Annotated in this window: 22 protein-coding genes; 10 read left to right on the top strand and 12 right to left on the bottom strand. The window is 44.5% G+C overall.

What is annotated here, in order from left to right:
• The 3 genes from EXT48_RS11880 to EXT48_RS11870 are packed head-to-tail and all read right to left on the bottom strand — an operon-like array spanning position 1 to position 2,103.
• Entirely contained in the window at positions 1–552 is a 552-nt protein-coding gene (locus EXT48_RS11880; protein ID WP_130164578.1) for a YbhB/YbcL family Raf kinase inhibitor-like protein, read from the bottom strand.
• The gene (locus EXT48_RS11875) at positions 549–1,670 is read right to left on the bottom strand and encodes an alkene reductase (RefSeq protein ID WP_130164577.1); all 1,122 of its coding nucleotides are present in this window, start codon (positions 1,668–1,670) and stop codon (positions 549–551) included. Before EXT48_RS11875 ends, EXT48_RS11880 begins: the two co-directional genes overlap by 4 nt.
• A 13-nt stretch (positions 1,671–1,683) precedes the next feature.
• Positions 1,684–2,103, bottom strand: coding sequence for a lactoylglutathione lyase (locus EXT48_RS11870; protein ID WP_130164576.1), 420 nt, complete (start codon positions 2,101–2,103; stop codon positions 1,684–1,686).
• A 112-nt stretch (positions 2,104–2,215) separates the two neighbouring features.
• On the opposite strand from EXT48_RS11870, the gene EXT48_RS11865 reads away from it, so the two are divergent.
• Entirely contained in the window at positions 2,216–3,142 is a 927-nt protein-coding gene (locus EXT48_RS11865) for a LysR family transcriptional regulator (protein WP_130164575.1), read from the top strand.
• 296 nt (positions 3,143–3,438) lie between these two features.
• Positions 3,439–4,056, top strand: a complete 618-nt coding sequence (locus tag EXT48_RS11860; protein WP_130164574.1) for an HAD family phosphatase — start codon at positions 3,439–3,441, stop codon at positions 4,054–4,056.
• Positions 4,057–4,102: 46 nt separating this feature from the next.
• Here the strand turns inward: EXT48_RS11860 and EXT48_RS11855 are convergent, their stop codons facing one another.
• Positions 4,103–4,315, bottom strand: a complete 213-nt coding sequence (locus tag EXT48_RS11855; protein WP_069022722.1) for a hypothetical protein — start codon at positions 4,313–4,315, stop codon at positions 4,103–4,105.
• Between the two features lie 32 nt (positions 4,316–4,347).
• Entirely contained in the window at positions 4,348–4,530 is a 183-nt protein-coding gene (locus EXT48_RS11850; RefSeq protein WP_130164573.1) for a hypothetical protein, read from the bottom strand.
• 303 nt (positions 4,531–4,833) lie between these two features.
• On the opposite strand from EXT48_RS11850, the gene ggt reads away from it, so the two are divergent.
• Complete coding sequence (gene ggt / locus EXT48_RS11845; RefSeq protein ID WP_130164572.1) at positions 4,834–6,576, top strand: gamma-glutamyltransferase; 1,743 nt, start codon at positions 4,834–4,836, stop codon at positions 6,574–6,576.
• Positions 6,577–6,802: 226 nt separating this feature from the next.
• On the opposite strand, the gene EXT48_RS11840 is transcribed toward ggt, so the two are convergent.
• Positions 6,803–7,276 carry a hypothetical protein gene (locus EXT48_RS11840; protein WP_130164571.1) on the bottom strand — a complete coding sequence of 158 codons (474 nt, stop codon included), beginning with the start codon at positions 7,274–7,276 and terminating at the stop codon, positions 6,803–6,805.
• A gap of 6 nt (positions 7,277–7,282) precedes the next feature.
• A complete protein-coding gene (locus tag EXT48_RS11835; protein ID WP_130164570.1) occupies positions 7,283–8,437 on the bottom strand; it encodes a PepSY domain-containing protein in 1,155 nt (384 codons plus the stop codon).
• Positions 8,438–8,764: 327 nt separating this feature from the next.
• Between EXT48_RS11835 and EXT48_RS11830 the strand changes: the two genes are divergently transcribed.
• The 5 genes from EXT48_RS11830 to EXT48_RS11810 all read left to right on the top strand — a co-directional run bounded on the left by EXT48_RS11830 (position 8,765) and on the right by EXT48_RS11810 (position 13,614).
• Positions 8,765–10,891: a TonB-dependent siderophore receptor gene (locus tag EXT48_RS11830; RefSeq protein ID WP_130164569.1), complete on the top strand. Its 2,127-nt coding sequence runs from the start codon at positions 8,765–8,767 to the stop codon at positions 10,889–10,891.
• Between the two features lie 106 nt (positions 10,892–10,997).
• On the top strand, positions 10,998–11,579 hold the full coding sequence (locus EXT48_RS11825; protein WP_130164568.1) for a hypothetical protein: 582 nt from the start codon (positions 10,998–11,000) through the stop codon (positions 11,577–11,579).
• 207 nt (positions 11,580–11,786) lie between these two features.
• On the top strand, positions 11,787–12,395 hold the full coding sequence (locus EXT48_RS11820; RefSeq protein WP_130164567.1) for a hypothetical protein: 609 nt from the start codon (positions 11,787–11,789) through the stop codon (positions 12,393–12,395).
• A gap of 79 nt (positions 12,396–12,474) precedes the next feature.
• Positions 12,475–13,059: a hypothetical protein gene (locus tag EXT48_RS11815; RefSeq protein ID WP_130164566.1), complete on the top strand. Its 585-nt coding sequence runs from the start codon at positions 12,475–12,477 to the stop codon at positions 13,057–13,059.
• 12 nt (positions 13,060–13,071) lie between these two features.
• Positions 13,072–13,614, top strand: a complete 543-nt coding sequence (locus EXT48_RS11810; protein WP_130164565.1) for a hypothetical protein — start codon at positions 13,072–13,074, stop codon at positions 13,612–13,614.
• 29 nt (positions 13,615–13,643) lie between these two features.
• Here EXT48_RS11810 and EXT48_RS11805 read toward each other — a convergent pair whose 3' ends face one another.
• On the bottom strand, positions 13,644–14,222 hold the full coding sequence (locus EXT48_RS11805) for a TetR/AcrR family transcriptional regulator (protein ID WP_130164564.1): 579 nt from the start codon (positions 14,220–14,222) through the stop codon (positions 13,644–13,646).
• A gap of 108 nt (positions 14,223–14,330) precedes the next feature.
• Between EXT48_RS11805 and EXT48_RS11800 the strand changes: the two genes are divergently transcribed.
• Positions 14,331–15,530: an MFS transporter gene (locus EXT48_RS11800; RefSeq protein ID WP_130164563.1), complete on the top strand. Its 1,200-nt coding sequence runs from the start codon at positions 14,331–14,333 to the stop codon at positions 15,528–15,530.
• Between the two features lie 16 nt (positions 15,531–15,546).
• Here EXT48_RS11800 and EXT48_RS11795 read toward each other — a convergent pair whose 3' ends face one another.
• The 3 genes from EXT48_RS11795 to EXT48_RS11785 form a co-directional block, all read right to left on the bottom strand.
• Positions 15,547–16,992: a metallophosphoesterase gene (locus EXT48_RS11795; protein WP_130164562.1), complete on the bottom strand. Its 1,446-nt coding sequence runs from the start codon at positions 16,990–16,992 to the stop codon at positions 15,547–15,549.
• Between the two features lie 91 nt (positions 16,993–17,083).
• Positions 17,084–19,072, bottom strand: coding sequence for a hypothetical protein (locus EXT48_RS11790; RefSeq protein WP_130164561.1), 1,989 nt, complete (start codon positions 19,070–19,072; stop codon positions 17,084–17,086).
• Positions 19,073–19,122: 50 nt separating this feature from the next.
• Positions 19,123–20,724, bottom strand: coding sequence for a hypothetical protein (locus tag EXT48_RS11785; RefSeq protein ID WP_130164560.1), 1,602 nt, complete (start codon positions 20,722–20,724; stop codon positions 19,123–19,125).
• Positions 20,725–21,092: 368 nt separating this feature from the next.
• Between EXT48_RS11785 and EXT48_RS11780 the strand changes: the two genes are divergently transcribed.
• Positions 21,093–21,563: a hypothetical protein gene (locus EXT48_RS11780; RefSeq protein ID WP_039491112.1), complete on the top strand. Its 471-nt coding sequence runs from the start codon at positions 21,093–21,095 to the stop codon at positions 21,561–21,563.
• 45 nt (positions 21,564–21,608) lie between these two features.
• Here the strand turns inward: EXT48_RS11780 and EXT48_RS11775 are convergent, their stop codons facing one another.
• Positions 21,609–23,216: a tetratricopeptide repeat protein gene (locus EXT48_RS11775; RefSeq protein ID WP_130164559.1), complete on the bottom strand. Its 1,608-nt coding sequence runs from the start codon at positions 23,214–23,216 to the stop codon at positions 21,609–21,611.
• Positions 23,217–23,400 lie beyond the last annotated feature (184 nt).

Below are 23,400 nucleotides of genomic sequence, written 5' to 3'. Positions count from 1 at the left end.
TTATTCTCCTGCGGCTCTTGGGCCTGCATACACAGAAAGTGTTGCCTGCGCTAAGCTATGCTGGTGGATAAAAAATCCAGTAAGTGGTGCCGTTGCACCAGCTGGCACGGGGAGTGTATCTACGTCTAGCGCATGCACGGTAAAGGTGTATTTATGTTTGCGGCCAATAGGCGGGCACGGGCCAAAGTACCCAGGCTTTCCTAAATCCGTATTACCTTCAATGGCTTGGCTTGGTAAAGTTTCTGCAAGCCTAGTCGTGTCTTTGGGCAAGTTATACACTTGCCAGTGCCAAAATCCGCTGCCGGTTGGCGCGTCTTGATCGTAAAATGTCACCGCAAAGCTCTTGGTTTGTTTAGGTGCATTTGACCAAACTAAGGTTGGCCGTGTGCTGTTTCCCTCGCAGCCAAATTGATCCCAGTATTGAAATGGCCGAATAGATTTTTCGGCAACAAGATCTGGGCTTTCTAGTGTAAACTCAGGTGCTGAAATTGCATTGGTTGCACCGAGTAATGCTATGGAGGCTAGGGATAAGTTCAGTAATAATGGCTTCATATTGCACCTTTTGCTCTTAATTGTTGAAAATCTGCATAGTCGGTGTAGCCCTGCTCGCTACCACCAAACAAAGGCGTATCAGGGTTGATTGGACTCAAAGGTAATTGATGAGTTAGACGATATACGAGGTCTGGGTTGGAGATAAACTTGCGACCAAAAGCCACAAAGTCAACTAGACCTTGTTCAATAAGGGCTTCGGCTTGCTCTGGTTCGTAATTTCCCGCCACAATAATGGCGCCGTGAAATTTTCTTCTTAGTGCTTGCCTAAAACTCTCCGTCACGACCGGCGCATCATCCCAGTCCGCTTCTGCTAAGTGCACATAGGCAATGCCTAAGCGGTTAAAGTGCTCCGCGGCGAGCAAAATAGTATCAATGGCTTCTTCGTCTTGCATGCCACGTTGGGTAATAAAAGGCGCTAATCGGATCCCTACTTTTTCAGGCCCAATTGCTTGGCTAATCGCAGTGATAACTTCAACCGCAAAGCGAATTCGGTTTTCCTTCGAGCCACCATATTGATCATGACGTTGATTAGAGCTGCGGCGTAAAAACTGGTCGATTAAGTAGCCATTACCAGAGTGGATCTCGACGCCATTAAACCCCGCCATCATGGCATTCTCAGCCGCATGGACATAATCTTCGACTATGCTCTGTATTTCTTGGGTTGCCAGTGCGCGTGGTGTTGGGCAATCGACCATTTCACCCACTCCTTTTTCATTGACCACCCACACTTGTGCGTCGGGCGCCAGTGCTGAGGGGGCGACGGGTTGGCCATCTTCATGAAAAGTGGAGTGAGACATACGACCGACATGCCAAAGCTGACAGAAAATACGGCCACCTTTTTGCTGCACTGCATGGGTGATTTCCTTCCATCCAGCAACCTGCGAAGCGGTATAAATTCCGGGAGTAAATGAATATCCTTTGCCCTGACAAGAAATTTGTGTGGCTTCACTGATGATAAGCCCTGCCGAAGCGCGTTGGGCGTAGTACCTTGCCATCAACTGGTTTGGAATATCTCCCGGTTGTGTTGTTCGAGAGCGGGTCATTGGTGCCATCAAAATGCGGTTTGGTAAGATTAAATTACCGAGTTTTTTCTGCGTAAATAACAATGGATCAGACATAGTATTCTCCTAATTATTGGACAAGTGAGTTGATGTGGCGTGGGAACAGCACTTCAATTTTTAGAGATTCAGGTGCAAAGATAAAAACCTGATGCTCATTGCTAATAGGGACATCTCGTTCCACGTAACGAACGCCAAAATGCTCTAGTCGGGCGATTAACCCGGGGTAATCGTCACCACGAAATGCAATATGATCTATGTTGCTAGTACTCATGTTTGTGTTTTGCACAGAGCCAAGGTATTCAGCCTGTACTTGGGTATGTGGTGATTGTTCAACCAGATGAATGAAAGGTTGCTGTTGGTCGCCATAGAACCACTTTCCTGGAAATGGAAAAGGTGGACGTAAGCCTTCTTTAAGCCTAAGCACCTGCTCAAAAAAGGTCGCCATTTTTGCCATGTCATGTGCTCTAAACAAAAAGTGATCTAACTGCATGGTGTGTTACCTCCATTGGTGTTAGCGATTTATGCGTTGAGAACAGTCTATTTGTTTATTAATATTTGATAATTGGCTTTTATATAAAATTACTTTTCATAAAAGGTGAATAATGAAAAGCAAAGCAGACGATATGGCGCTTTTTGTTCAAGTGGTGCGCTCTGATGGCTTAGCTGCGGCAGGGCGAGTATTAGGGCTTTCTCCAGCGAGCATGACCGCACGGATCAATGCACTCGAAGCGCACTATAAAACCCGTTTACTGACTCGAAACACCAGAAGTATCAAACTGACCGAAGCGGGAGAGCGGTTTTATCAGGGCTGTGTGCGAGTTATTGAGGAGGTTGCAGCGGCGGAGGCGCTACTGCAAGATGCCGATCCTGATTTGAGAGGCACACTCAAAATTGCAGCAAGCTCAGACTTTGGCCGTCAGTACGTGGTTCCCGCCGTTGCGGAGTTTGCCACGCAGCATCCACAGGTGGTGGTTAACTTGAGCTTAGGGGAGGGCTTGGTCAAATTAGTTGAGTCTGGCACTGATATCGCCATTCGTTATGGTAATTTAAATGATAGCAGCTTGATATCTCGGCCTCTGTTAAACAACCGCAGAATGCTGGTGGCCGCCCCAAACTATCTCGAAAAGTATGGTACACCAGATTGTTATCAAGCATTACAGCAACATCGCTGTTTAGTACTGGAAAGAGCTGGACAGGCGCTAAACGATTGGTATTTTATCGACAGAGACACGCAAGCAACCATCATTGAAACCGTGCCTACCTGTTTAGTGAGTTCAGATGGAGAAGTATTGCGGAACTGGGCCATTCAAGGGCTTGGGATCACCATCAAGTCGTGGCTGGATGTTCACAAAGATATTAAAGCGGGGCGATTGGTGGAGTTGTTGCCAACTCAAACATTGGGATTTAGTCCAACGGACTCAGATAAAGTCGCGCTGCAAGCTATTTATCCATCTAGGCAGTTTCAACCTCGCCAAGTCAAAGCGTTTCTAACCTTTTTTAGCGAGTATTTACAACAAATGCATGATTGATTTTATTTCAATGAAGTCTAACGAATTAGCCGTGCGTAAGTGATAAAGATATGCATAATAAACGCTCATATTTAAACTAACTAACCTGAGCTGCGGATAATTAATGCCTTTCTAGCAGCCAGTTTTAGCGCTAACTGCGTTGAATTCACTTCCAATAGCCAGCTATTGGTGCGTAAATTCGCCTTGTTTTCCCTAAAACTCTCTGGCTAGACAAGGAAAAAACTAAGTTGTGCTTTAGCAACAATGAGTTGGAACATTCCTTATCCAAACCTCAGGTTAACTAAAGAGGTTCAAGGATGGCAATTGGCAATATTAAACACGTAATTTTTGACGTCGGTAACGTATTTGTGAGGTGGTCACCGGAGGAGATAGTTCGGCTTACCTTTGGCAACCAATGCGACGTTGAGAGTCTAGCTAAGCAGCTGTTCCACAGTGAGATTTGGTTTGCGATTAATCGAGGCGAACTGACTGAAGCAGACACCAAGCACGCTTTTATGCAAACCTGTCACTTAACCTCTGAGCAAGCTGATGAACTGTTCTTTTATATCAAAGAATCGCTGATCCCACTTTATGGCACGCTTTCACTGATGCAGCGCCTAAAGGCGGCTGGATATAGTGCTTATGCCCTGACCGATAATGTGCACGAGATTGTGAGCCACCTAAAAGCGCGTCATACTTTCTGGCAACACTTTGACGGAGAAATCGTTTCTGCTGAGCTTGGCTGCATGAAGCCCGGCAAAGCTATTTTTACTCACTTACTGGAGCGCTATCAACTGGTGGCAGATGACTGTGTTTTTCTTGATGATGTCTTAGCGAATGTTGAAGGTGCAAAGCAGGTCGGATTGCATGGCATTCAGTTCTTTAATGCGGCGCAAGCTGAGCGCGAGTTACGTGAGCTAGGATTAGTGTTTTAAGCAGATCGAGACTCCAAAATAGGCCCAAGTACGGGCCTAAAAAGAATTAATCACACATATACTGTCTATTTGTGAAAGCGCAGTCGTGATCACCGTAACAAGAGATAGCACCTGTACGGCAATCGTGGCGGTTAGTCGGTACACAGTCCAAATCAGTCAAACGGTTTATACCACCACCAATTTGGGGGGTTGCTTGTGGTGCAATAGCTTGAGCATTGTTTAAGTTTTTAAGCGGCTTTTTATTCAGTTTAATTTTCATTTTTCATTTCCTTTGGGTGGTAAGAAAGCGTATTAACAGCGAAGAGAGCCACAGTTAAAGCAAGAACCAAATGCTTTCGTGTTGCATAACTCGGTTATTTCTCTGTCACAACCCGCGGTTAAATAACCTCCCGCGATGTTTGGTGTTTGGGCTTTTTCCAAGCCTGCAGTATGGTTCAGTTGTTTTATCTTTCTTTTTGTTAGTGTTAATTTCATCTTATTTTCCTTATTGCGAAAGCGTGAATTGTCGTACAAAAAACAAACTATATTATTGACTGTACCCAACATAAATTATTTGTCAAATATGTTCTTTAAAAGTTAAATTTATGTTTTTCTTAATTGCCTTATTTCAACCCTGTGTAACTTCAACGTTCGACAACATGCTGCTTGTTAGCCTTGAGTGCAGTAACTATGGTGTAATGTAAATTTGCACTGTCAGCCGCCCAACGCATCGATATTGTTTGGTCTTTTTAATCATGCAACACTGCAACATGAGAATAATTAAAAAACGGGATGAAGATGCGTAAATTAACAGCCTTGGTGTGGACTTGCTCTGTTTCCTTGTGCGTGGGTGTTGCGTTTGGTAACACGGCGCAAGCTGACGAGTCACCAATATTTAGTTCTAAAGCCACAGCACAGCCAATATGGGCTGAGCATGGCATGGTATCTAGCCAAGAGGCACTTGCCAGTCAGGTTGGGGTGGAGATTTTAAAGCAAGGTGGTAATGCCGTTGATGCGGCTGTCGCAGTAGGTTTTAGTCTTGCCGTGACTTTGCCAAGGGCCGGAAATATCGGCGGTGGTGGCTTTATGCTAGTGCATCTGGCAAAAGAGAATAAAACCATCGCGATTGATTATCGCGAAATGGCGCCGAGCCGTGCGCACAAAGATATCTTTATTGATGAAAACGGCGAGGTAAACCCAAAGCTAAGCCTTCAGCACGGCCTTGCCGTGGGCGTTCCCGGAACTGTTATGGGGATGGAGTTAGCACTCGAAAAATATGGCACCATGACACTTAGCCAAGTTATTCAACCTGCAATAAAATTGGCGCGTGATGGCATTAAAGTGACCTCTGATTTAGCTAATTCGCTTTCTCATCGTTACATTAAAGAACGAATGCTTGGTGTACCGGCGTCTAAGGCAGTGTTTTATAAAAAAGATGGTAGCAGCTATAAGCCAAATGAATGGCTGGTGCAGGCTGACTTGGCTCACTCTTTGGAACTCGTTGCCGAAAAAGGCAGCGCGGGCTTCTATCAGGGTGAGACAGCAAAGAAAATTGTTGCGGCGGTAGAAGCAGCTGGTGGCATTATGTCGCTGGATGATTTAAAAGGCTATAAAGCGGTAGAGCGTGAGCCGGTAAAAGGCACATATCGCGGCTACGACATCGTTTCTATGCCGCCTCCTTCATCTGGTGGTGTGCATATCATAGAGATGCTGAACATGCTGGAGCAATATCCTATTGGTGAGCTTGGGCATAATAGCGCTGCTACCGTCCATTTAATGGCTGAGGTCATGAAACGTGCGTATGCTGACCGCAGTGAATATTTGGGCGACCCTGATTTCTATGACGTACCCGTTAAAGCATTGGTGGATAAGCAGTATGCAAAGCAGCGTAGTAAACAAATAAATGCAGGCAAAGCGACGCCAAGCCGCGAGATTAAGCCCGGTAAATTATTACCTTATGAGAGTAACCAAACCACGCATTATTCTGTGGTAGATAAGTGGGGCAATGCAGTGAGTAACACTTATACGCTCAACTTTAGCTATGGCTCAGGCATTGTCGCGGCTGGCACTGGCATTCTACTTAACAACGAAATGGATGATTTCTCGGCAAAGCCCGGCACACCAAACGGTTTTGGCTTGGTTGGTGGAGAAGCTAATGCCGTTGAAGGCAAGAAGCGCCCGCTGAGCTCAATGACACCCACGATTGTAATGAAAGAGGGTAAACCCTTTTTGGTAACGGGTAGCCCTGGTGGCTCACGTATTATCACCACCACGCTACAAATCATTATGAATGTTATTGATCATGGCTTGAACATCGCTGAAGCAACCGTGGCTCCGCGTATTCACCACCAATGGTTACCAGATGAAATTCGTATTGAACGTAGCTTAAATGTGGATACTCGACATCTACTTGAAAACAAAGGACACACACTTTCAGAGCAGAATGCGATGGGCTCAACCCAGTCAATCATGCTTACCGATAAAGGTCTATTTGGCTCCTCAGATCCAAGGCGTGCAGATAGCGCTGCGGTGGGGTACTAATACCAATTGAATTAATTCTCTAATCAATTTGAAGGGTGAAATAGCATATTAGCTTCGTTAAAAATTTCTCATTTAGAACAACTAAATAGCAAAATTTTTGCCTTGCTACTAAAGCTATTTCCCCGCTTCAAGATAGATCATTTACTTAATACAACTGGTATAATATCCTGATTTCCATTGAGTCTTAAGTGTAATTCAAATCGAGTAGGGGCGAGGTGCCCCTTTTCTATGCACTTTCTTTGATTAAATACTCTGGCAGTGGCCAATTCATGACGATGACTTCGCCTTGCCAAGTTTCAATCGTCAGCCAAACCTTGTCGTCTTCTGATAATGTTTTCTTTGCTAAAGCATGTACGTGTTGACCGTGTTTTGTGCCGTGAAGGATCCCGAGCTCATGCTCCATAAGCTGTGCAAGTGGCATCGCGTTGGGGCCGATATTGAGATAGCCTTGGCGGACAGAATCAACATCGCCTTTATTAAATAGCAATAAGAAGTCTTTGACGTATAAGTTATCGTGGATGTATGGCGGCTTTTCGTCAAAAGGCATCGGCGTGATGCTGTACTTTCCAAGTGTTTGCTCCGCCAATGGAGCGGGAAATTCTGGATGTAATGATTGATAATAAAACCAAGCTGGCAACACCAATAATAGAGCATTTAACCAATATTTATTGTGTTGTATAAAGCGTTTGACTGCATTCATGGCGATTTACCCTTGTTGTGCTTTTAGTTGTCTTGCATTGCTTCGTGCTTGGCTACGCGCGCGTTTGGTCCGAAGCTGATACATGATAAATCCAGTGACAGACATCCCGGATAAAATACAGCCAAAAATAAACCAGATGACTTTGGTCCAGATCCCTCCAATGGTGCCATAGTGCAGTGGATCTGTGATGTGCATAACCGTTTGTAAGTCTGTCATTGAATCAGGGTTTGCATGATGAACGACTGTATCATTCCAAGTGTTGTAGGCAATATTAATGCTGTAATCGTCATAGAGTACGTAGTCGTTTGCGCCACTGATTTTGAGCGTATCGCGGTTATGCTCTGGTAGCATGATGTAACTTGGACGAAAGTCAGTGTACAGCTGTTGAATTTCACCGAGCGCTAGGTCAACATTGGTCTCTACTGCATTCGCGTTTATTGTTGAGTTGGGTATATCCGCTGCATTTAATGTTTCATGATGTTCGAGTTCAACACCAGCATGCCACAGCACCGCTTGCGTTAAATACCACAGTCCGGTGAGGCTCATTACGGCCATAAACCAAAGCGACCATACTCCACTGAGTTTATGGATGTCAGCGGCAAGGGTGCGACCACCTTGTGATTTACGCAGCTTAAACTGAAAAAACGCTAACCAAAACTTTTTGTATACCACCAGGCCTGTGATCAACGCACCCAATAGGATCAGTGACATAAACGCCACTAAATAGTAACCAACACTGTAGCCATTTTGCCATGGAAATAGCAGCCAGCCATGTAGTGAACGCATAAAGTTAATAAACGTATTGCCGTCATTTATTTCCTGAACAGTCCCTGTGTACTGGTTTACGTATGCAAGCGCATAGGGCTTGTCGACGTCGGTAAACATCACCACATAGGTCAAATAGGGCTCTCTCACATTGAGCCCCATGACATCTGCACTTGGGTGCTCATCCTTAAACGTGCGTAACACTGAGCCTGCTGACATCTCACTTACCTGACTGGGGTTATGTGCCCGAGAATCAGGGTTAGTAAGCCATGTAAGTTCATGGCTGAAAACGGAAATGGTACCTGTGATACAAATAAAGCAAAACAGTAGCCATATTGGCAGTGAAAACCAACCATGCAACTGAAACCAAAACTTGTTGCTTATTTTCTTTGCCATTGTGTGTTCCTAGTTCTTTGAATGACGGCGACAAATTAAAGCTGAGGGAGTATTTGCGCAAAAATGTAAATAAAGTATATCTTTTTAAAAGTGTAAATAGCAATTATATTCATTTGGATGTGCGTTAAATGGCATGTTTTATTCGTTTAGCGGTTTATCTTACTTGTTTCGTTTATAGGAAAGTCTTTTTAAATTAGTTGGTTACTGTTTTTAGGAACGTTCCTTAAATCGGGTTCGAAACAGGTTGTAATTCACCTTAATGTTATTGCTAATGGTTATCATCTGCATTATTATCGTTTCAATTTTTACAATATTAGGATGAACCCAGTGAACACTCTGCCTCTCAAAACGCTCTCATTTGCTGTTATGGCAGCGCTCGGCACGTCAGCATTACAGGTGCAAGCAGCACAGCAAGATAATGAAGAAATTGAAAAAATAGTCGTGACGGGAAAGTACACCGTCAATGAAGTGATAGACACCGCAACCGGCTTAGGGTTATCTCTTCTTGAGACGCCGCAATCCGTTAGTGTTATTACCGCTGCACGGATCAAAGAGCAAAAGCTCGATACATTAACCGATACCGTGTTAAATGCGATTGGGGTGTCAGCGAAAGAAATTGATAATGTTCGTAATACGTTACAGTCTCGTGGCTTTGACATTACCAACTATCAAATTGACGGCGTTCCTTTGTCATGGAGTTTGGCGGGTGATTCAGGTGAAACCATCGCGGATGTTGCGATATACGAGCGCGTGGAGTTTGTGCGTGGTGCAACGGGGTTATTAACCGGCGCGGGCGATCCTTCAGCTTCTATTAACCTAGTACGCAAACATGCAAATAGTACTGACCTTACAGGTTTCACTAGTGTCTCTTTGGGGAGCTGGAACAATAAAGAAGTGATGGTGGACGTTGCCAATGGATTAACTAACGATGGCAGTGTGCGTGGGCGAGTGGTCGCGAAGTATGAAGAAGGTGACTCGTATTTAGATCTCTTTTCTGACGAAAGTACCGTGTTTTATGGGGTACTAGAAGCGGATTTAAGCACGCATTCGACAATCCGCGTTGGTGCTAGCTATCAGCGTAACGATCCTACCAGTCCAACTTGGGGGGCATTACCTACTTTCTTTACCGATGGAAGTAAAACAGACTGGGAAGTCGAAAAAACCACGGCTGCAAATTGGACAGAGTGGCAAACTACTGGCACCAATGCTTTTGTGAACTTTAGTCATAATTTTGCAAATGGCTGGGAACTGGTCGCCAATTACAACAATCTGAAATACGAGCAAGATACAGAGCTGCTGTATTTATTCGGTACATTGGATAAAACAACGGGTGAGGGCTTAGCTTCTTGGCCTTATAAAAGTACTGGTGAAAGTAACCAAGACAGCTTTGATATCCGGCTTCAAGGTTTTTATCAACTCGCGGGTCGTGAGCATGATTTTGTAACTGGCGCGCTTTACAGTGAGCAAAGTGCCGATACACTCACTTTCGCTGCGCTCGATAATGCCTTTTTGCCAGTTGGCAATTTTTACGAGTGGGACGGCAATTTCCCTGAGCCGACGTGGGGCACAGAAACCTCAGTTGCTCAAGATATGGACACCGAGCAAAAAGGGTTTTACGCCGCAACAAGGCTAAATCTTAGTGATGAACTTAAAGTAATAGCGGGTGGTCGTTTGTCGAGCTGGCAGCGTGAAGGCGAAAGCTATGGCGTCATCACTGATTTTGGCGACAGTGGCGTATTTATACCTTACGCTGGCGCCTTGTACGACTTGTCGACAACGCAGCGAGTGTATGCAAGTTACACAGAAATATTCCAGCCGCAAAATGCCCAAGACCGTAATGGTGATTTCCTTGATCCAATCAAAGGAAAATCATACGAAGTGGGGCTAAAAAGTACCTATCTAGATGACACGCTGCAAACAACATTGGCGATTTTCCAAATCGAACAGGACAACCTAGCTCAAGATGATGTTGGATACATAGTTCCTGGTTCGGTAAATACAGTCGCGCAATATGCTGCTGAAGGCACAACCAGTAAAGGCTTCGAATTTGAAGTGGTGGGTCAGTTAACAGACGGTTTTGATGTGCATTTGGGTTATTCACAATACAAAGCCGAGGATGCCAACGGCGTTGAAGTGAATACGGATAACCCAAGAAAGCAATTTAAGTTGTATACGACTTACCAATTTGTGAATGCTTTACCTGAGTTGACGATTGGTGGTGGCGTGAACTGGCAGGATGACACTTATTCAGTAACGGGCAACGATAGGCTAGAGCAAGATGCCTATGCACTGGTTAGCTTGATGGCAAACTACGCACTGGCAGACAATATGGCGCTACAACTCAACGTAGAAAACCTCTTCGATGAAAAGTACTACAGCCAAATTGGCTTCTTTGATCAGTATCGTTATGGCGCGCCGAGAAATTACAGCTTAAGTTTCAGCTATGATTTTTAGCAGACTGTAAACTAACTAAGCGTGGCTGGTGGGCCACGCTGTTGTTCATTGTCTATTTATTGCAAGTTGTGTATGCTTGCAACACATCATTTAAAAGGAATTTATAATGAGTTTATCCCCATTACTGCTGGTCGTTGGCTTATTGGTAAATATAAGTACAGCCTCAGCCACACCCAACAATCAATATGTGATTAGCCAACTACAACCGCTGACTGGTGAACTTCCCACGATACAGAGTGACGTTGATAGGCAAGCTCTTGCGCTGCAGGTTATGGCCGAGTTAGATGAAAGTAATCGCCGACTGCGCAGCAAACGTGAAGAATGCAACAAGGTTACGACGGTTCTAAACAACTCGCAATTTAGCACGCTCAACATTGAGGTAGACTATTATCTTCCTGTACTCACTTATTTTAACTACTTAAACAAAAATCAGTGTGAATCTGCGGAGTTTAGTGATTTTTCACGAAGGTTTGCTGTCAATTATGTAATGTTAAAAGATGAAAGAAGCTTCGAAAGGTTAAAGTTAATGAGTCTAGTACCTTCTCTCAGTTACAAGGAGCTCATGGAGGCCGATGAAACATTCAATACCTTACCCCAACCCGTGAAAGAGGCTGCGCTGAAAGCTGATTTTCTAAAAAACAACTTTAATTATGTTGAAAGCTTATTGCCAGTTTTGACATTTAAGTGATTAAAGGTGTCTGTGGTGAAATCTCGTTTATTCGTTTTGATACTGTTTGGGTTTCACGAATAAGTTGTCGTAGCGTCTCGTAAGATAACCTCGTGTAAGGCGACTCAGCGTAAACCGAGGTGAATGGTGTTGTTCTAGCGCCAAAAATACATGGTTTATCATTGCGGCGACTATATTTTGAAGATCGGTCATTAACAGGAGGGAGTTTTGGAAAGTGACATCAAAAGGACACGAAGCTTAATAAAGCATTTAGTAATAGCGCTACTATCAGTCGCTGCTATGGGTATTGTTAATGCCAAAACTTCAATGACTTACACTGAATTGTATAACAAGCTACCGCTAAGCGAATCGGAGTTTACTTCTTTACAGAGTGAGTTTGATTTAAAGTCGAGTGAGCACGCGACGATGATGGAGTTATTATCAAGCTATAACTCGCTACATAAAAGAAGAATGAGCTGTCGAGCTGTCGACAACATACTTACAGTAAAACAAATGGATGCATTGAGCATTGACAAAACACATTACGTAACAGTGTTATTTTACGTCGATAGTGTAAACAAAAGTCGGTGTGAGCGAGCAGCGTATGAGCACTTTTTGAGATTGCTTGCAGTCAATTTGGTTGTTCAAAAAGAGCCAAAAAATGTTGAGCTAATAAATTCCATGAACACTTTATCATCTCGCCTTTATGGTGATTTTAGGGAGTTTAAAGCCGAGTTTAATCTCTTACCGGAACAAGTTCGAGAAACAGCTCTTAACGCTGACTACTTAAACAAGAACTTCAATTTATTTGCTACGCTTGACAGTGTGATGGAATAAACCAGGGCTGCAGGCCATGCCTCTGCAGGGCCTGTATGCTGCAGAAACTATAATAATATGATTGAAAAGGAATTTTACAGTGAATTTATCCTCAGCATCCTTAGTCGTGGGCTTATTGCTAAATGTGAGCACAGTGGCCGCTACACCTGATTATCAAGAGATACTTAACAAGCCACCTGTGCAGCCCAGCGAACTCAACACGCTACTGGACAATTTTGGAATAGAAGGTTTTGAACGACGGGCAATGTCAGCGCTTATAGAGAGCTATAACCGATTACAGAGTAAGCGCAAGGAATGTGAGAACGTTGATAATGTGTTGAACAAGTCGCAATTGAGCCCGCTAAAAATCAATATGAAGCACTACCCCTTAGTTCTTCATTACTTTGACGGTCTCAACAAAAATCAGTGCGAATCAGCAGAGTTTAGTGAATTTTCAAAGTTACTTGTCGTCAATCATGCAGCGAAAGGGCAGCATAGTGATTTCACCTTTTTAGAGGCCATCAATGCTGCGTCTTCTTCTCGCTATGCACACTTTATTGAAGCTGAAGCAAGGTTTAATGCCTTACCTGAGACGGTAAAAGAGGCCACACTAAAGGCGGGTTTTCTTCAGATCAACTTTAATTATCTTAAAAGCATAGAACAGATCTACGGATTCGAACGATAGAAGGAATAGTTGATGAATCGCCAGTTATTCATTTCGATATTGTTTGGACTTGTATTCGCACAACAAGCGAACGCTGAATCAATGTCAGTAGATCTTACGCCGACCATTGAGTATCCAGTTGAACAATTAGCACCAGTTCAAAAGGCGCTGCTTAGTGAGCTGTTAAATAGCGTAACACAACTGGGTGATAGAAAAGCGGCATGCGAAAATGCGCGTGTTATTACACCAAAACAATTACACAGTCTTAATATTACCCCGCAGCAGCGAAGTATCGTTTTATCTTATTTTTATATTCACCAAAAAAGAGAATGTGAAGCCGAAGAATATGGCGAATTCGCCAGACTTGTTGCTGCGAATTTAGCGGTGCAAAAGCAGCCAGAAGTCTTAAGGTTCGTCAATGCGCTAAACACGGTAAGCTCCAGCGTTTATTTCGATTATGTTGAAACGGAGCTGGAATTTAACCAGCTACCAGAAAGTGTTCGCAATAAAACCTACCAAGCCGAGTTTTTACAGCATCCGTTTAGTCTTATGCATACGCTAGAACAGTTCGAATGATTCGGCGTGCTGTTCTTATTAAGTAAAATCTAAGCTGGCATAATACGGTTTAATAATTCGTATGCGGTACGTTTTGCATCATCTACGGCTTGATCGGGTACTTGATGATTTGCAATCCAAAGTGCGAGACTCGTTAATCCACCATTGATAAATTGAGCGCTAGTTTTATGCGCTTGAGAACTCTGTTGCGGTGCGATTACACTTAGTAACTGTGTGATTGATGCCACACACCCTGACGCTGCCTTTTCGAGTTGTTCAGGCTCTAATACCGACTGCGCATCACGTAATATGATACGCTGTATCTCGGGCTCCGTAGCCATATCCAAGTAAGTTTCTGCACGTTTCAAAAGCGCTTGCTGAGGTGAGGTTTCACTACGTTCAATATCACGGAGCCGGATATCCATTTCACTATCTAGTTGCTGTACGACAGCGTAAAACAACCCTTTTTTGTTGCCAAAGTGATGATACAGCGCTCCTCGAGTGAGTCCTACGTCCGCTGTCAGCTCTTCTAACGCCGTCCCTGCAAATCCTTTACTTGCAAAAAGTACTCTGGCTTGGGCCAATAGCTCGCTGCGGGTTTTCTCCATCATGCTGCTTCTTGTTGTCATTTTGCGATCCTTATTAAAAAACTACACAATTTATAATTGACATACAGTGTGTATGTCAATTATTTTTACATACACACTGTATGTGAAAATAATCTCAAGGAGAGATCAATGAATAATCCTTACTCCGAAATTTTTAAGATAAAAGGAACTAAGCATTTTAGCTGTGCTGGTTTTATTGCTCGTATGCCGCTCTCTATGATGGCGATTGGGTTAATCACCATGCTTTCGCAACTCTATGACTCATACTGGGTTGCAGGTTCCATCGCTGCGCTATTTACCTTCACCATGGCATTTGCTGCGCCGCAGTTGTCGCGACTGATTGATAGGGTAGGGCAACGCAAGGTTGTGATCCCTGCGACCTTGTTCAGTGCTGTATCTGCGCTGGCATTGTTGCTATTAAGTCACTTGCAAGCGCCACTTTGGAGCCTCTATGTTTTAGCCATGTGTGCGGGCATTATGCCAAGTGTTCCGGCTTTAGTTCGGGCCAGATGGAGCGCGATACAATCAGATCAAGATTTACTTAATACGGCATATTCTTTTGAGTCGGTACTGGATGAAATTACCTTTGTGATAGGACCTCCACTTGCGATTGCACTGAGCAGCTTGCTCTTTCCTCAAGCCGGTCCGTTGCTAGCGGTTATTTTGTTTGTGATAGGCAGTATCTGGTTAGTGTCGCAAAAGGACACCGAGCCAAAAATAGAACAAAGTGAAAATCAGACCCGAACTTCCGCACTGGCTAACTCCACGGTTAAGTTGCTTAGTTTGGTGTTATTGGCGCTCGGTGTAATAGTTGGTGCTATCGATGTATTAAGTATCGCTTTTGCTCAGCTGCAAGGGATGCCAATTGCGGCCAGCTTAGTATTGTCGATGTACGCGCTTGGTTCTTGTATTGCTGGGTTTGGATTTGGGGCCGTTAAGTGGCGTGTGTCTATGCCAGTACTGCTTGTACGTTTTGCGATATTCACATTGATCGCGAGCGTGCTATTACTCAGTGTTAAACACGTTTATGGTCTGGCAGTAGTGATGTTTATTTCGGGACTCGCGTTTGCTCCAACCATGATCATTGCCATGGGTCTGGTTGAGCAAAGCGTACCAAAACACTTACTCACTGAAGCCTTAACTTGGCTAATTACCGGGCTCGGTGTAGGGATCGCAGGTGGGGCTGCGTTGACCGGATGGGTCGTTGAACACCTTACCGTGGATCTTGGATTTGGGGTTGCAGTCGTCGCTGCTGCTACCGTGGTGTTACTCGCCTGGTATAAAAAACACCACGATACAAGGCGAGTAACTCAAGTTGTCAGTGAATAGGATGTAAGAGTCGCGCTTACTTCGTGCGACATACCGCTTGTTTATCTGTAGTTTCGCTGCTGCAGGTTAGAAAAGCGGCACCACTTTCATCCAAAAATTCCCCTTGCCACGCGCCATCTTTGCCAAGCTTGATGGATAAAAAGCCGAACTTACCTTGCTCGTTAACGATTGCGTTTTGGCTATCAAGTGCATAATCAAATTCACTAAAGGCATTGGTATCACTGAGGCTGACGCCGCTATTGCCGACAACGATTTGCGCAGGACGTGCGGTACTGGCGGCAAAGGTTGAAGACTGATAAATATGCATATGTCCTGCGAGTGATAAAGTTACGTGAGCAGGCAACTTACCTTGTCTGGTGCTCTTCAGCGCGGTTTGCAACATCACATTTAGTGTGTCTTTGGTTGTTGGGTCTTCAACGCCCCAAATGGGTCTGTGGCTCATAATCCACATGGGTTTGGCTTTGAGCAGTTCGCTTCTGACATTAAGTCGTTGATATTGCTGTTGGTAGACTTTTGTCAGGCCATTATCAGCACTGGCATCACAGGCATTGGCGCTATCCATTACCCACACACTGAGCGGTTTTAAGTTGATGGTATAGGAGTTTTGCACAATGATATGGGCACTTGCAGATTGTGGCGGTTGATTATAATCCCCTTGAGATGGACATTGCTGTTGGTCAATGGCATCAGGAAGATTGGCTCCCGGGCCAAAAAAGTAAAACCAGCCAATTCCTGCGCGGCTACAAAGTTCATGATTGCCTCGCGCAAAAATCCATGGTGCGGTTGCTGAAAGATCCGTTGTTGCGGCAAAAAAGTCGGCTTGCCAGTTGCTCCATGTATCTGGTCTTGGGCTATTTAACGCGTTTTGACTGTAGTAGGTATCGTTAAGACCGCAGCTAGTACCACCATATCCACCATCGCCTGCGTCATAAGCATAGGTATCACCGGAAATCGCACCACCGGTGCCTCGATAGTTGAAATCCCCCATATGGAGCAACAATTGTGGTTGTTGCTTTGCCCCTTGCTCTGCGAGGGTTTTAAACGGCTCGGCAGCAGTGTTGTTTTCGCAAACGGATGACTTACAGCCAGTGTCGCCAAAAACCGCAATTTTATTCGGGTCGAATGTCACGGGTGCTAACGAGAATTGGCTATCACTGACGGTATAAGCCGTGTTTGGGGAGATTTTTGCTTCACATACTGAAACCGGAAAGTGTGTTTGGTCTGGACGCATTGCTCGCAACTGCATCGGCATGGATTTTTTACCAAAGAGCAAGCTTGGGCATTGATTGGCGTCGTTGAGCACGCCGTCAACAACGACGCGCGCGTAGATATTTGGGGCTTCAGTAGTGGAAGGCGCAAACATTGAGTAAGCGCCTAATACTTTGGTGTTCGCTTGTTGGACTGCAAAAGTGCTGCTACAAGCAATTAAATTGAGCGTCGCAATGGCGATGATGATGCGCATGACTTCATTCCTTTTTGAACAGTTGAATGAAGTTTAATGCATTGTTAACAATTTGCGAGTCTCGAATACGAATATCCTTATTCTTAGCTGATTATTGGTGGCTGCAGCGGTAGAAGCCGGTGACTGTGTCTTGGCTAAAACGTGTGCCGTTAACATAGGTGTCTTGGTTGATTTTACCAAACTGCGCTAGGTTAAATTGCAGCCGTGCAAGCATTTCAGCACTCGAGGCCTGCTCAAAGATTTCTGTTACTGGTGGATCACCAACAAAGTTGGTATACCAAGGAAACCAAGAATTATCCTGCCCGCTGACTGTTTGATTCGGATAATAATTCCCCCCTTGCCAACGGTCGAAGGTAAGATCTTCGAGGCTAAATAGGCCAAAACCTGGCTGTGTCATACAAGCATCAGCCGCCTGATACTCAGGATAACCTGAGCTGGCAGCAAAATGATTACAAACATTATGTGGCAAATTACTGCTATTCGCCGCTTGATACTCAACCTTTCTAAACATCACAGGATGTGCGGGGCTTCCTGATGGGTAGACGATATTTGCCGCGACAGGTGAACCCCAGCGATAATGGTACATAGCCACTGCCAATCCTAAATCTTCCTTGCTGGTGGCAACATTATCTGGATGAGTCCACACTCCACCCGGATCGGTTGGCGTTGCCCCACTTTTAAAAATAATCCCATATTGATTGTTTTCTAATTGATTCATTAGATTTGGCGTTGTGTTGTCGACCACAGTCGTTGGGATCATTGTGCTTGCGGTATTGGGAGTATAGGTGAGTATTGGGTTATTTAACGCCTTCCAGCATAGCAGGCCATAGCCATAGCCATTGGCTATCATCGGGCAGCCAGACATTGCCGATGCCGATTGGTTGCTTTCATACGCATGTGTTGTTGAACGTGCCGAAACTTCGCCGGAGCTAACCAATATTCCCCAAGCATTGCGAGTAATGCGAATATCAGCAAACTCAGTGTCAGGAATAAATACCGTTGTGGCCGAAATAACCTGTAGCCCTAAATCTAGTTCTAGTAGAGAGGTGGCAACGAGGGCGTCTTCATGAAGCTTTGGATATTGCGTCATAATCGTTTGCTGCGATGGTTTAATCACAGCGTCTCTTGGTGATAATCCCAATAGATATAAGCGATCGTTATCAAGATAGCTTGCCAGTAAGCGTGATAGCTCAAGTTGTGCGATTGGACGCTTGGCTTGTATATTTGAGCGGGTATCCGTGAGGGTGAGGTCGGTATTTTGAAGCAGCAACCAATGCTTATCACTTAGGCCAACAACCTGAGTTTGATTAAGGATGTGGCGAGATACGCTATCAGCTTGGCGAGTAACAATTAAACTATCGTCATTCAATGAATAGCTAGACTGTGTGGTGTCATTGTGGTGATGGCGCAGCGCCGGCGGCTGATATTGTCCGATTAAGGTGGTCAGTTCAATGCGAATGGCGTCGCGAGTACTTTGAATAAGCCAGTTTCCTGTTTCATCTCGAACAAAAATAGCCGGGATATATTGGCCAGATTTATCCACGCTAAATGCTTGCCAAGTGGTATTACAGGCTTTAGCGCAGGAGGGGGAACTTCGTGTAAGGGATGACTTGTCTTTTGTCAGAGATTCGTCATAGTTATCATTAAACACAAAGGGTAACTCAGCTTTACCCGAGGCGAGTTGCAACGTGAACAGTAAACGCCGTTGATTGCCGCTGGCATAGAGTCTGTTTTCTTTTAGATAACCGAGCTGGAGTTGAGAGTAACTCTCTAACTTTTTCATGTTTCCAGCTTCACCTTGATAGCTGGGCTCATACGTCTCGCTATTGAATGGTGCAGTTTGCTCTAATTGGGGAAATTGCAACGTTTGTTTGCAGGCATCTTCTGCGCATGTTTGTAAGGTGATCCTTTGGTCCTGATATTGAAAAGAATACCAAGGTGAAAGGGCTTGATAACCTTGTTGACCAGCGTGAAATAATAACGGTAGGGTTGATGTGTCGTAGTGCTCTGACTCTGCTGAGGCGTTAACGCTTAAAGACAAAGCCCAGCAGGTAAGCGTGGTGGCGATGAACTTATTCATAATCTTTCCTTATTGGAGTAGGGCAGCGCATAGCCACCCTTAACAAAAACCTAGTGAATGATGCCTTGGCGTTGGCCTGCATTAACGGGTTTGTTGAGCTGCACAGAGAGCCAGTTTTCAACGTCACTACGTAACGACGCGTCGCTATCAGGACCGGATTGTGACGAATAGAACCATAATCCTGTTGGTGCTGGGGCATTGACATTGCTGCCGCAGGTAAAGTGATTTGCCGCATACATCACCGCGCCTGAGCTACCATATTCGTAATGACTGTCCGAATAACCACCGTAGCCTCTGGCTTGTACCCGACCTTTTGAATCAAGGGTAAAGTGATACACCTCATTGGGTTGCAACAGAAAAGGACTGACGTCGGACGAATCGAAGCGCGCGCGCATTGTGGTGGTAACACTGGCTTGATTACCCGAACGCGTGATCATGGCTGCCAAGTTGGTGATAAGCGCATCGGCCAATTGACCATCCAGCAAGCTGCCTGGGTTGCCATTGACGATTGCAGAAGTAATGCCAAGTGCGGCTTTGACGACTCCAATGGTGGAGTTTAAATTCCATGTGGTGTTGTATCCCATGGCTGCGCCACCGGCTTTATTAAACAAGATGACTTCAGGTGCCGCTCCTGGCAAATCGACCGCAAATTTTGCGCCGTCAGTTGCATGTGAGTTGGTACCTTTTGACCAGATTTTTTTAGCTTGCCCGGTTACATGGTAGCGAGCTGAATAAGTGCCTCTGACTTCTAAATTGCCCGAACAGGCATTACTTTGATTACATGCAAATCCCCCCGTGTCTGCACATAACATTTTGACGTGGAACTCTGTTGAGTTGTGGGCTGAGGTGTTATCGAAACTGAGCGCTTTATTTTTTGACCAACGCTTCCCCTTAGCTGAGTGAAAGGCGCCGTAGGCTGAGGTATTGACATAAGCATGGTGCTTAGAGAAACCACTACCATCGCTGGTGGATGTGCTCCAAGGCGTTTGGGTTGATGGGTAGTTCGTTACCACTTGGCCTGTGCTGGTTGAAGGGGTCACCATTTGACATGAGCATTGTGACTTAGGTCCGAAGATGGGTTTTTTAGTCAGCAATTCTTTTAATTCGGCAAGAATATCTGACGGTAGCGTCCTATCGTATTCAAGTACCGAGAGCCCTTTACGTTTCGGCGCTGCGTACTCCTTATGCCAAGTGTTGTAAAGCTGCGGTGCATTTAGCTCTAAATGTTGGCTGAGTGTTGGCACTTTTTGCTGTTGTGTCCATTTTTCGAATACCGTCGGTTTAAATTGAATAAGATATCGAGAAAAGAAAAAGTTATCTTCAGGCGCTTGCTCGGTAAAAGCATTTTCCCATGCTGATAACACGTTTTGATCGATAGCTTTTGCTTGGCTTAGCATCTCGCCATCTCGATAGTCGCGGATCAAGCTATCGACGTAGCGGTCTAATTCATATTCTTCGTCGTTGTCGGAGATATATTCAAGCAAGGAAACACGGTCTTGAGACCAGTTTGAAATGGCTTGCCACGCTTCTGGGCTTACTTGAGAGGGAGCCATTTCTCCATATTCTTCTGCGGCTTGTAGCGAAATACTACCCAGTAACAACGTGCTGGTAACTAGGCTGACTAATTTGGGGGTGAAATTTCTCTGTTTCATTTTTCTATTCCTTCATCGTTGTGCTGAGTCAACATGCCTCATGCATTGTTAACTTGCCTTGTGATGTTGGAAACTTTTTCAGCGATTGAATAGGAGGTTGTAGGGCCAGTTAGGGTCAACTTGGGTAAAACCTTTGATATTAAACGGACGCCTTGGGTTAGGTAAGTTTTGATATCAAGCTGTGGTAAATAAAAACTTAAATATCAAAGGTCTACTTATATTTTTACCCAAATTTACCCAATTGCCCCGTAACTTTTGCTGCAATCAATATTCGCTTGAGGCAGGATTTTGCTATCGCCGTTATTGGAGTCTCAGCGTGAGTACATTCGCAATCGAATAACGGTGTCATAACCAATAAGGAGACAGTTATGAGACGAGTAATAGTATTGGGAGCAACTTTGATTGCGAGCTTTGTACAAGCCCATAGCCCAGAAATGATAGCGCAGCTCGAAGTTGCTGATGGGGCGAAATGTCCAAAGCGGCAAACGATTCTGCTAGGTAAAATGACATTAACAGCTGGGACCTTTAAATATTTACACAGTGAAGGAAGTAACGTTTGCACCAGTCCTAAGCAAAGTATTTCTGGTCGCATTACACCACAACTAGATTGTGGCCAGTTTGATGATTGGCGGCTTGCTTATGATATGGGTAATAAAATGTGTCAATCTCTACATCAAAATATGAAAGGCTTTAGTAATAGCTTAAAACCTGATATGGCAGTGTATCCACGCTTTGAAGGGCCTTTTGAATTCAAAGGAGACCGTCATCATCAAGAGTATGAGGCCGGTATGGGCGTGACCTTAGCATGTTATTTATGTGAGACCGCCACGGTTAATTAGGGCCTGTTAATACCAGAAGGGGCGAAAGCCCCTTTGTTGTAGACATCAAGTAGCGTTGGAGCACGCTAAGATTTGCTCCAGTTGTGCAACTTTTTCACAAAGAGGTGCTGTATCGAAATTAGCGTCTTGGCATTGAGTGAGTACATATTGTGCCGTGGTAACAATATTTCGAATACGCGGCTTTTTGGGCAGCGTTTTGATATTTAGATAGCGTTCAAGAGTACGCACTCGTAAGCGACCATCATCGATATTCACTTTCCACACTTTGCTTTCTTCCGCTAATTCGACACGAGTTTTGCCACTACCTTGCTCCCAAAGCGTCAAAGTGAGTGTCATTACTTCAACCATCAATTGTCTAGCGGCCTGTTCGTCAATGCTCATATGTCCACCGTGCAATCCATTAGTACCCGTGCGGGCGGTATAGCGAGCAAAGCTGTAAGTAACCAGCACACCCACTACAAATGCGATAAACCCGACGAGTACATGAGACAAAATACTTGTCTCTGTTTGGTGCTTAGGCGCGGCCAAGACGTTAGCGCTTTGAAGGCGAAATTGATAAAGGTTTTCACTTTGTACACGACTAGTTTTAAGCATGTCATTATAACGCTGTGCGGTCTCTACCGCTTCTTTATAAGCGTGTGTTTGTAGTTGGGACTGCAATAAGGCAATGTAAAATAACTCCGTAAGCTGACTATTTTGCTGATTATGCGCTTCAAGCCCCTGTTTAAGTATCGTTTGTGCTGTTAGGTTATCGCCCTCAAGCTGCTTGAGTTTGGCTTCAATAAGCAGTGCTCGCTGATCCACTTTACCGTGTTGAATTAGTTGCCGAGTACGTTTAAATGAAGCAAGTTGCTGTTGTGCCTGAGCGATATGATTTTGAGCAATGGCAATTTCGGCCAATAATAAATAGGCTCGAGACAATTGGGTATAGGCGCCACTTTGTGTCAAAGGTTGAAGTAAATCTTCAATGATTTCAATTGCTTTGTTGTAGTCGCGCTTTTTGTAGAAGACTTCCGCTATGCTTAGCAAGGTGTGGTTCGCTTTGACCTGGTCGCCGGCTTGTTGGTGGAGCGCATGGGCTTGACGAAATGAGAGAATGGCATCATCCAACTGATTAATATCCCTCGACACATTCCCTAAATTATTAAGTGTGATCGCTTGTCTTTGCTGGTTATTTGTTGCTTTCGCTATTTGGTAGCTTTCTAAAAATAAAGTAAGGGCGGTATCTAGATCTCCGAGTGCCTGATAAGCATTAGCTAAATCGTTTGCCGATTTACCCAGGAGTTCGTTTTGTTGCAACTTAGCCGCAAGCGTTTGCGCTTCGTGGAAGCTCTCCAGCGCTTGAATATAATTGCGCTGGCGGTAACGATTAATACCACTTTGTCTTAACACCTGAAAGCGCTGAAGTGTGGTTAACTTCCATGCCATCAACTCATCCAGTATTTGATTGCTGAGCTTTATGTCACCCGCTCGACGATACAAGCTCACAAGCTCAAGATGTGCATCAAAAGCTTGAGCACCGTTGGGTTCAAGCGTTTCAAGATGTTGCTTACAAGACAAAATTTGGCTTGTGAGGTTAGCATTATTAGCACTTGGGCATTCTGAACCATGCGCCGGTAACACAACGAGCAGTAAAGCTAAAAGCAAAGGCATAAATATTAGTCTAGATACATTGTTTTTACATATTAATATAGTGGTAACAAAAAGTCGTGTCTGCCTTTAATAAATCTCAGGTGGACTATTTTTTGTATTTTGTTGCTGTCTAGCTGCTGTTGTTTAACTTTGCCAGTACGACCAAGTCTCGATTTGTTAATATTGTTAGTTTAATGTGTTTTTG

The organism is Pseudoalteromonas sp. CO348 (genome assembly GCF_004208845.1).
Taxonomy (GTDB): Bacteria; Pseudomonadota; Gammaproteobacteria; order Enterobacterales; family Alteromonadaceae; genus Pseudoalteromonas; species Pseudoalteromonas maricaloris.
Note: the sequence above shows the minus strand (reverse complement) of the source record. Positions and strands in the feature narration are given on the sequence as shown.

Excerpts from the sequence above, each read along its gene's own strand:
- EXT48_RS11775 (WP_130164559.1), bottom strand. The coding sequence starts at position 23,216 with ATGCCTTTGCTTTTAGCTTTACTGCTCGTTGTGTTACCGGCGCATGGT.
- EXT48_RS11795 (WP_130164562.1), bottom strand. The coding sequence starts at position 16,992 with ATGCGCATCATCATCGCCATTGCGACGCTCAATTTAATTGCTTGTAGC.
- EXT48_RS11850 (WP_130164573.1), bottom strand. The coding sequence starts at position 4,530 with ATGAAATTAACACTAACAAAAAGAAAGATAAAACAACTGAACCATACT.
- EXT48_RS11810 (WP_130164565.1), top strand. The coding sequence starts at position 13,072 with ATGAATCGCCAGTTATTCATTTCGATATTGTTTGGACTTGTATTCGCA.
- EXT48_RS11780 (WP_039491112.1), top strand. The coding sequence starts at position 21,093 with ATGAGACGAGTAATAGTATTGGGAGCAACTTTGATTGCGAGCTTTGTA.
- ggt (WP_130164572.1), top strand. The coding sequence starts at position 4,834 with ATGCGTAAATTAACAGCCTTGGTGTGGACTTGCTCTGTTTCCTTGTGC.
- EXT48_RS11855 (WP_069022722.1), bottom strand. The coding sequence starts at position 4,315 with ATGAAAATTAAACTGAATAAAAAGCCGCTTAAAAACTTAAACAATGCT.
- EXT48_RS11840 (WP_130164571.1), bottom strand. The coding sequence starts at position 7,276 with ATGAATGCAGTCAAACGCTTTATACAACACAATAAATATTGGTTAAAT.
- EXT48_RS11875 (WP_130164577.1), bottom strand. The coding sequence starts at position 1,670 with ATGTCTGATCCATTGTTATTTACGCAGAAAAAACTCGGTAATTTAATC.
- EXT48_RS11805 (WP_130164564.1), bottom strand. The coding sequence starts at position 14,222 with ATGACAACAAGAAGCAGCATGATGGAGAAAACCCGCAGCGAGCTATTG.
- EXT48_RS11790 (WP_130164561.1), bottom strand. The coding sequence starts at position 19,072 with ATGAATAAGTTCATCGCCACCACGCTTACCTGCTGGGCTTTGTCTTTA.
- EXT48_RS11880 (WP_130164578.1), bottom strand. The coding sequence starts at position 552 with ATGAAGCCATTATTACTGAACTTATCCCTAGCCTCCATAGCATTACTC.
- EXT48_RS11860 (WP_130164574.1), top strand. The coding sequence starts at position 3,439 with ATGGCAATTGGCAATATTAAACACGTAATTTTTGACGTCGGTAACGTA.
- EXT48_RS11870 (WP_130164576.1), bottom strand. The coding sequence starts at position 2,103 with ATGCAGTTAGATCACTTTTTGTTTAGAGCACATGACATGGCAAAAATG.
- EXT48_RS11800 (WP_130164563.1), top strand. The coding sequence starts at position 14,331 with ATGAATAATCCTTACTCCGAAATTTTTAAGATAAAAGGAACTAAGCAT.
- EXT48_RS11835 (WP_130164570.1), bottom strand. The coding sequence starts at position 8,437 with ATGGCAAAGAAAATAAGCAACAAGTTTTGGTTTCAGTTGCATGGTTGG.
- EXT48_RS11785 (WP_130164560.1), bottom strand. The coding sequence starts at position 20,724 with ATGAAACAGAGAAATTTCACCCCCAAATTAGTCAGCCTAGTTACCAGC.
- EXT48_RS11825 (WP_130164568.1), top strand. The coding sequence starts at position 10,998 with ATGAGTTTATCCCCATTACTGCTGGTCGTTGGCTTATTGGTAAATATA.
- EXT48_RS11865 (WP_130164575.1), top strand. The coding sequence starts at position 2,216 with ATGAAAAGCAAAGCAGACGATATGGCGCTTTTTGTTCAAGTGGTGCGC.